Source organism: Candidatus Avelusimicrobium stercoris (genome assembly GCF_002437085.1).
Classification (GTDB): Bacteria; Elusimicrobiota; Elusimicrobia; order Elusimicrobiales; family Elusimicrobiaceae; genus Avelusimicrobium; species Avelusimicrobium stercoris.
The window spans coordinates 21,456-28,214 of sequence record NZ_DJOA01000021.1; the positions used below are offsets into that span (position 1 = coordinate 21,456).

7 protein-coding genes are annotated in these 6,759 nt (G+C 48.8%); 4 read left to right on the forward strand and 3 right to left on the reverse strand.

Annotated features, from left to right (window positions below; translation table 11 throughout):
• Position 1: 1 nt before the first annotated feature.
• The gene (locus tag B2118_RS03685) at positions 2 to 1,375 is read right to left on the reverse strand and encodes a TolC family protein (protein WP_428053364.1); all 1,374 of its coding nucleotides are present in this window, start codon (positions 1,373 to 1,375) and stop codon (positions 2 to 4) included.
• Between the two features lie 140 nt (positions 1,376 to 1,515).
• Here B2118_RS03685 and B2118_RS03690 point away from each other — a divergent pair, with 140 nt between their 5' ends.
• From B2118_RS03690 to B2118_RS03705, 4 genes are all read left to right on the forward strand, one after another.
• Positions 1,516 to 1,848, forward strand: a complete 333-nt coding sequence (locus B2118_RS03690; RefSeq protein ID WP_428053365.1) for a DMT family protein — start codon at positions 1,516 to 1,518, stop codon at positions 1,846 to 1,848.
• Positions 1,849 to 1,857: 9 nt separating this feature from the next.
• The gene (locus B2118_RS03695) at positions 1,858 to 2,373 is read left to right on the forward strand and encodes a deoxycytidylate deaminase (protein ID WP_428053366.1); all 516 of its coding nucleotides are present in this window, start codon (positions 1,858 to 1,860) and stop codon (positions 2,371 to 2,373) included.
• Positions 2,374 to 2,411: 38 nt separating this feature from the next.
• Positions 2,412 to 3,071, forward strand: a complete 660-nt coding sequence (locus B2118_RS03700) for a tetratricopeptide repeat protein (RefSeq protein WP_428053367.1) — start codon at positions 2,412 to 2,414, stop codon at positions 3,069 to 3,071.
• A 79-nt stretch (positions 3,072 to 3,150) separates the two neighbouring features.
• On the forward strand, positions 3,151 to 4,386 hold the full coding sequence (locus tag B2118_RS03705) for an OmpP1/FadL family transporter (RefSeq protein WP_428053368.1): 1,236 nt from the start codon (positions 3,151 to 3,153) through the stop codon (positions 4,384 to 4,386).
• A 76-nt stretch (positions 4,387 to 4,462) separates the two neighbouring features.
• Here the strand turns inward: B2118_RS03705 and B2118_RS03710 are convergent, their stop codons facing one another.
• Positions 4,463 to 5,032 (reverse strand): type IV pilin protein, encoded by a 570-nt coding sequence (locus B2118_RS03710; protein WP_428053369.1) that lies wholly within the window; start codon positions 5,030 to 5,032, stop codon positions 4,463 to 4,465.
• A 417-nt stretch (positions 5,033 to 5,449) separates the two neighbouring features.
• Complete coding sequence (gene mutY, locus B2118_RS03715) at positions 5,450 to 6,463, reverse strand: A/G-specific adenine glycosylase (RefSeq protein WP_428053370.1); 1,014 nt, start codon at positions 6,461 to 6,463, stop codon at positions 5,450 to 5,452.
• Positions 6,464 to 6,759 lie beyond the last annotated feature (296 nt).

Sequence of the window (6,759 nt, forward strand, 5' to 3'; positions counted from 1 at the left end):
ATTAGTTCGTCCCCATTGCTTGGTTTAAATCCGCCACCGCAGACGCATAATCGTAGCGGGAGGTCAGCAGGCTAAGTTCTGCATCCGTATAAGCCACTTCGGCATCTTTGAGTTCAATCACGTCGCCAATGCCTTCGTTATAGCGGCCTTGGGCAAGGTCCAGGTTTTCCTTGGCCTTTTCCACATTTAACTCCGCTATCGGGATGCTTTCCGCCGCTTCCTGCATTTTGATATACGCACTTTGCACTTCCAAAAACACGTTATTAAGCAAACTGCGGTTATCGTTTAACGTATTTTCCAGCGAAATTTTGGCCTGTTTTACGCCGTTATACGTCTTAAAGGCGTTAAAAATGGGCCACTCCACCGCTGCCAAAAGTTTGGTATCCTCGTTATCCAAATAAAAATCGTCGCCGCTTTTGGTATAGCCCGCCGAAAAGGAGAAGGTGGGGAAAAAGCCCGCCTTGGCCTGGTTTAGTTTAATCTGGCTGATACGCACATCCGTGCGGGCGGATTCCACATCCGGGCGGTTAGAATAGGCCGTTTGGACGGCTTCGTCAAACGTTTTGGTAAACTTATCAAAGGAAGAAATATCCGCCACCTTTAATACGTCCGGCACCGTAATACCGAGCGAGTTCGCCAAATCGGCCGAGGCGGTTTTGACCAAGTTTTTCGCGCGGATTAAACTTAATTCCTCGTTATTTAAATTTACCTCCGCCGTCGTTACATCCACCTTGGGGCGCAGGCCTAATTTATAATAGGCTTCGGCGCGTTCGTACTGGTCCTTATACAAATCGCGCGACTTGGTGCGGATTTCCACCGCGCGCGAAGCGGACAAGAGCGCATAATAATTCTTTTTAACGGTGCGGATTAAGTCGTTTTTTACGCTTTCCAAATTAAGTTTGCCCTGTTCCACCACCAATTTTTGCGTTTTAATGTTGCGGGCAATATCCGTAACCCCGCTGATAGACAAACTGGCCTGCGCATATACATTGGTATCACCGTGATCCGTGCGGGGGGAAGAGCCCACCTTTTGCACGGTATAGCCTTGGCTCGCGCCGACGGAAGCCGTGGGCAAAAATTCGGCCTTGGCCAAATTCAAATTGACTTCGGCATTTTGCAACTGCAACTGCGCCGCTACGGCCTTGGGGCTGTTGGCAAGCGCCAGTTGGATGCAATCATCCAGCGTAAGTTCCCGGGTAATATCCGGCAGGGGCTTTCCGTCCGCCCCGCGCGGCGTGATAGCCGGGGTGGTATTTTTGACAGGGTCCTGCGTCGCCGGGCTGGCGGATTTTTCCACGGGCGTAATAACGGTCCCGTGCGCCAACGCGCCACCCACCAAGCAGGCAAAAAGAAGTAAATAACGAGAATATTTCATACTTATATTATATAAATTCCCTTGTATAGTTAGGCGGCAAACTCCTTGCCGCTAGTTGTAAAACACCAAAAGGGCACATTTTATTGCATTTATTTTAAGTCCCCCAAATAAACCCTTTTATGATAATATATATAAGGTATATGTGGAAACCTATTCTTTTGCTTTGCGCCTCCAACCTGTTTATGACAATGGCTTGGTATGGACATTTAAAATTCAAAAACAAAGCCCTTTGGCTGGTTATTTTAGCCAGTTGGGGGATTGCGTTTTTTGAATACTGCCTGCAAGTGCCGGCGAACCGCATCGGCAGCAATTACTTTTCGGTTACCCAATTAAAGGTAATGCAAGAGGTCATCACGTTGGCCGTGTTTGCGGGGTTTTCGGCGGTGTACTTTAAAGAAAGTTTCAAGTGGAACCACCTCGTTGGCTTTTTGTGCTTGGTGGCGGCGGTATTTTTTGTATTTAAAAAATGGTAAGATAGCCCTATGAAGAACAAACACCGGCTGTTTATTAAAATGGCGGAACTGGTGGCCGACCAGTCCACCTGCTGCCGTTTGCAGGTAGGCGCGGTATTGGTGAAGGATAACCGCGTAATCAGTATGGGGTTTAACGGTACTCCCACCGGGCAGCGGCACTGCGAAGAAAACTTCCGCGCCGTTTATGAAGCCTATTACCGGGACAAATTCCCTACTTTTATTGATTTTGTCGCCAGCCGCACTTTCTACGATTTGCACGGCAAGTGGTCCATTGAAAACGAACTCCACGCCGAGCAAAACGCCATTTCTTTTGCCGCCAAAAACGGCATTGCCACGCAGGGCTCCTCGGTATATGTTACTTGGTCCCCGTGCGTGCATTGCGCCAAGGTAATCGTCAGCGCAGGCATTAAAAAGGTGTTCTATAAAAACCAGTACGACCGCAGTCAGGAAGGCATTTATTTCCTGTCGCGCAACGGCATTGAGTGCCGCCAACTTACAGAGGAGGATATCGCCGCCAACCCGTAGGCTTTCGGTTTTGGCCCGATATTTACTATAATAAAGATATGACTAAAAAAATTACTGCTCCGGTTGAAGAAAAAGATTTTATTTTGTCGTCGCTTATTTCCGCCCTGGACTTTTGCAAAAAAAACAAAAAGGGCGTTTTGACGGCCCTCGGAATTTTGGTATTGGCCGCCGTTATCGGTTATGCGTACAGCACGCACGTTAAAAACGTAACTGAAAAATCTTGGGCGGCTTATTATACCGCGCAAGTACAGGTGCTGGGCGGAAACCAAGAGGAAGGCTTTAAACAGATTGACGCGCTTAATGCGGATTTTCCGGGTTCGGACGCCGCCGAGTACGCCCAACTTTTTAAAGGCGATATGCTCTACGCCAGCGAAAATTTTGCCCAAGCGGCCGACGTATATAAACCGCTGACGGGATCTACCAACGAAACCGTTTACACGGTGGCCTCCCTCTCTTTGGCTTCCAGCCTGCAAGCCGCCAAAGATTACAAAGCCTCCGCCGAAGAAATGACAAAATTTATCAAGCAAAACCCGAAGAGTTTTGCCTTGCCGCAAGCCTATTTTACCTTGGCCATTAGCCAAGAACTGGCCGGCAACAAAACCGAAGCGTTAGAGGCTTATAAACACTTGGTGGAAAATTACGCCAAAACCTATTTTGGCAGCGTAGCCAAGGATAAAATTAAAGAATTGCAGAAATAGTTTTGCCGCATACCCCGCCGATACTATCCGGCGGGGTTTTTTTGTGTAACCCGGGGAAACCCGTAAAACAAGGAGATGTATGTTAAAAAAGTTATCAGCCGTACTGATGTTATCCGTCCTGCTGGCCGATTTTTCTTACGGAGCCGGATTTGGTTTGTATGAATACAGCGCACGCGGTACCGCAATGGGCGGCGCCACGGTAGCCAACAAGGCAGAGCCTGCCTCTTTGGCGGTAAACCCCGCGCTCATCACCGAACTGGACGGCACCCAAGCCCAACTGGGGCTTACCGTCGTAACCGCTAACGCCAAAACCACCGTGGCCGGGCAAAAGCGCGGCCTTAAAAGAGATATTTGGTATTTGCCCAATTTTTACATTACCCAAAAATGGAGCGACCAAGTGTCCGTAGGTTTAGGCGGATTTTCCCGCTATGGCTTGGGGGGGGAATATGATGACCCCGTTGAAACATGGCTTGGAAGTAACTTGGCCTATAAAGTAAAACTGGAAACCTTTTCCTTCACTCCGACGATTGCCGTAAAAGCCAATGACGAATTTTCCGTGGCTATGGGCTTGGAAGCAATGGTAATTGGGTTTACCCAAAACTCTTACTTTAACTTGCTTAACACTCCCAAAAATCCGAACTCCCAATACGAAATCAGCGGTTCGGGCGTAAGTTGGGGGGGAAACTTCTCCTTTATCTACCGCCCCGAGTGGGCCGAAAAGTGGTCCTTGGGCGCAATGTACCGCACCAAAGTAAAACAAAAACTTAACGGACGCATTAATGCTAACGGAAACACTATTGAACTTATTAACATCCATGGAGCCGATGCCGAAGGTGCTATTACTTTGCCGGATAGTTTAACGGCGGGAGTTTCGTTCAGCCCGACGGAAGATTTGATTTTGGAAGCCGGTATCGTGGGCACCTTTTGGAGTGCATACGACCAAATTCTTATCCAATATAAAGACAGCGAATCCAGCCCGGTTATCCGCAACCAGAAAAAATACAAAGATACTTACCGCTTAAATTTTGGGGCGGAATATAATTTGAACCCGAATTGGGCAGTACGCGCGGGCTATGTATTTGATAAATCACCTATTAACAAGCACGAAATGGACACCCTCGTGCCAGTGGACGACCGCCATATCGCCAGCGTAGGCGCAGGCTATCATAATGATACTTGGAGCGTGGACTTGTCCTACTCGCACGTTTTTGCCCGCAGTTTGAGCGGCAGATCGGAACAACTGCAAAATTTACCAATGAAATACACCGACGGCAAAAGCGATATGTACGGCTTGACCGTTGGCTATAAATTTTAGCAGTATTGTTGTACCCGTTAAAAAACCCGCCAGGAAAGGGCGGGTTTTTTGTTTATAGCAAAAAGGAACCTCTTTCTTATGGCATTATATACCACCTGTTAGAGGCGGAAAGTTCGTGTATCGCCACCGTGGTTTGCTCTCCACCCAAACTTTTAATTAGTTTATAGTTAGAATCATAAATACTGTTTGCATAACAAACAGTTTTCCCCGGAAGTTTGGGGGAGTGTGCCAAGTGAATAATGCACCGCAAGTGCAAATTGTTTTCATTTACCTCAATATCATCGTAACCCTTGGCCGCATAAGGCCGCCCGCCATTATAATCAATAGCAAAACCGTCGCACCGCTGTTGGTCGTGCCCCTTGGGGGAGCAACCAGCAATATCCACATCCACCCCGTCTAATGTATCTGGCGGATACTCTCCGTTAGCCAAATAATAGGCTTCTAAGGCTGTCTTTAATGGGCGTAACGTCATCATTATTTTTTGATAACGGGCCTTTCCGACAGCAATCTGGTACTGTGGCACCGCCACCGAGGCCAATATACCAATGATAAGGACGACGACTAATAGTTCTATAAGCGTAAAGCCACTACTAACAACCCACGCGGTAGATCCTGAAACAAGTTCAGGATGACCTTCTTTTTTCATAAAGTCGTTATCCCCGAGTGTATTGCGGCCCGCTAGGGTGCGGCCCTCAGGGTTTGGGAATCCGTTGTTGCCGTTGTCATCCCAGGCGTGGACCTAGGATCCAGTCTGTTTATTAGAGAAACTCTTTGTTTTATTTCTGGATTCCGGGTTCCCGCCCGTATGCGGGCCCCGGAATGACAACAAAGATAACGCCAGTTCCCCGAACACTCCGCGCCAGCAGTTTCTCGGGAATGACAAAAGGAAAAATTGGTTATTCCAGTCTCTTAATAAGTGGCCTAATCGGCCCATATTCGCGTTTTTCATTATACCCACCATTTTTGATAAATTTTGCTACAACTCAAAATTTATCAAAAAAAAAAAAAGAGTCAAGCCCTTTTAAAGTAGGCAAGCCAACAAACAGGATTTTTTCAACAGGAATTACAACAAGCCGGCTTTTTCCAGCAATTTTTGCACTAGGCGGGATACCGCGTATTCTTTTACATCTTGGGCGGACACGCGGACAAATTCCTCCGGCACCGGGAAAGCGGGGGGGAGTGTAACCTTCCACAAATCCGCATAAATCACGCGGTGGGAAAGAACGTGCTTGACGGGGGCCACCAGCAACTGAGGCTTTTTGAGCCAAGAGGCCTGGGGCAGAGAATCCGCCGCAGAGGCGGTTTCCAGCAGCGGGGGCTCATATAAATTTTGCCAAATGTCGCCCGCCACGCGCTTATGCAGCCAAGTATTTTTGCCCTGCTCTACATATATATAGTGGAAATAGCGTGCGGAAATTTTGGTCTTTTGCTGTTTTACGGGGAATTTTTCCGCCTGCCCGTTTTGGTACGCCTGACATTGCTCCGCCAGCGGGCAAAGCAAGCATTGGGGGGAGGCGGGCGTACAAACCGTCGCGCCGAAATCCATTATAGCCTGGTTGTAATCGTCCGGGTGGGTTTTATCCAGCAACTTTTGGGCCAGCGCGGAAAACTCCTTCTTGCCAGCGGGGGAATCTATCGGCGTTTTGATTTCAAACACGCGCGAAAGCACCCGATAGACATTTCCGTCCAGCACCGCATAAGGCATTTTGTAGGCAAACGAGCAAATCGCGGCGGCGGTATAGTCGCCCACGCCTTTCAGCGCGCGAACACCCTCATAAGTGGTAGGGAAAACACCGTGCATACTTTTGGCGGCCGCGTGCAAATTCCGCGCGCGGGAATAGTAACCCAATCCCTGCCAATATTTCAGCACTTCGTCCTCGTCGGCTTCGGCCAGCGCGGCGGGGTTTGGAAAGCGCTCTGCAAAGCGCACATAATAGGAAAGGCCCTGCGCCACGCGGGTTTGCTGCAAGATGATTTCGGAAAGCCAAATCAAATACGGGTCCCGCGTGTGCCGCCAAGGCAAATCACGCTTATTTTGCTGGTACCAAGTTAGCAAAAGTGCGGAAAAAGTACTCATATATAGATTGTAGAATTTTAAGAGGGGGGGCGCGCGAATATTTGCGGGGGATTTAGGACCGCCGGGGTCTGATAAGTGGTAGGCTGGCAGTGCTGGCTGAAACGCCCGGTTATTTGAAGGCCTCCCAGTAAGGGGGAAAACTACATAAAAAAGAAACGCGATTCCAACAGAACCCTCGGTTATTTTAGCACGCCCGAACGGGCCGCCGTGATTTATGGGGGAAGGCTATTTGCTAACGCCTTGGGGATTTTTTTTAATTTGATTAGGGGGCGACGGCCAGCAGTGGGGGGGATTTC

Coding starts and splice junctions, on each gene's coding strand:
- B2118_RS03685 (WP_428053364.1), bottom strand. CDS start 1,375: ATGAAATATTCTCGTTATTTACTTCTTTTTGCCTGCTTGGTGGGTGGC.
- B2118_RS03690 (WP_428053365.1), top strand. CDS start 1,516: ATGTGGAAACCTATTCTTTTGCTTTGCGCCTCCAACCTGTTTATGACA.
- B2118_RS03695 (WP_428053366.1), top strand. CDS start 1,858: ATGAAGAACAAACACCGGCTGTTTATTAAAATGGCGGAACTGGTGGCC.
- B2118_RS03700 (WP_428053367.1), top strand. CDS start 2,412: ATGACTAAAAAAATTACTGCTCCGGTTGAAGAAAAAGATTTTATTTTG.
- B2118_RS03705 (WP_428053368.1), top strand. CDS start 3,151: ATGTTAAAAAAGTTATCAGCCGTACTGATGTTATCCGTCCTGCTGGCC.
- B2118_RS03710 (WP_428053369.1), bottom strand. CDS start 5,032: ATGAAAAAAGAAGGTCATCCTGAACTTGTTTCAGGATCTACCGCGTGG.
- mutY (WP_428053370.1), bottom strand. CDS start 6,463: ATGAGTACTTTTTCCGCACTTTTGCTAACTTGGTACCAGCAAAATAAG.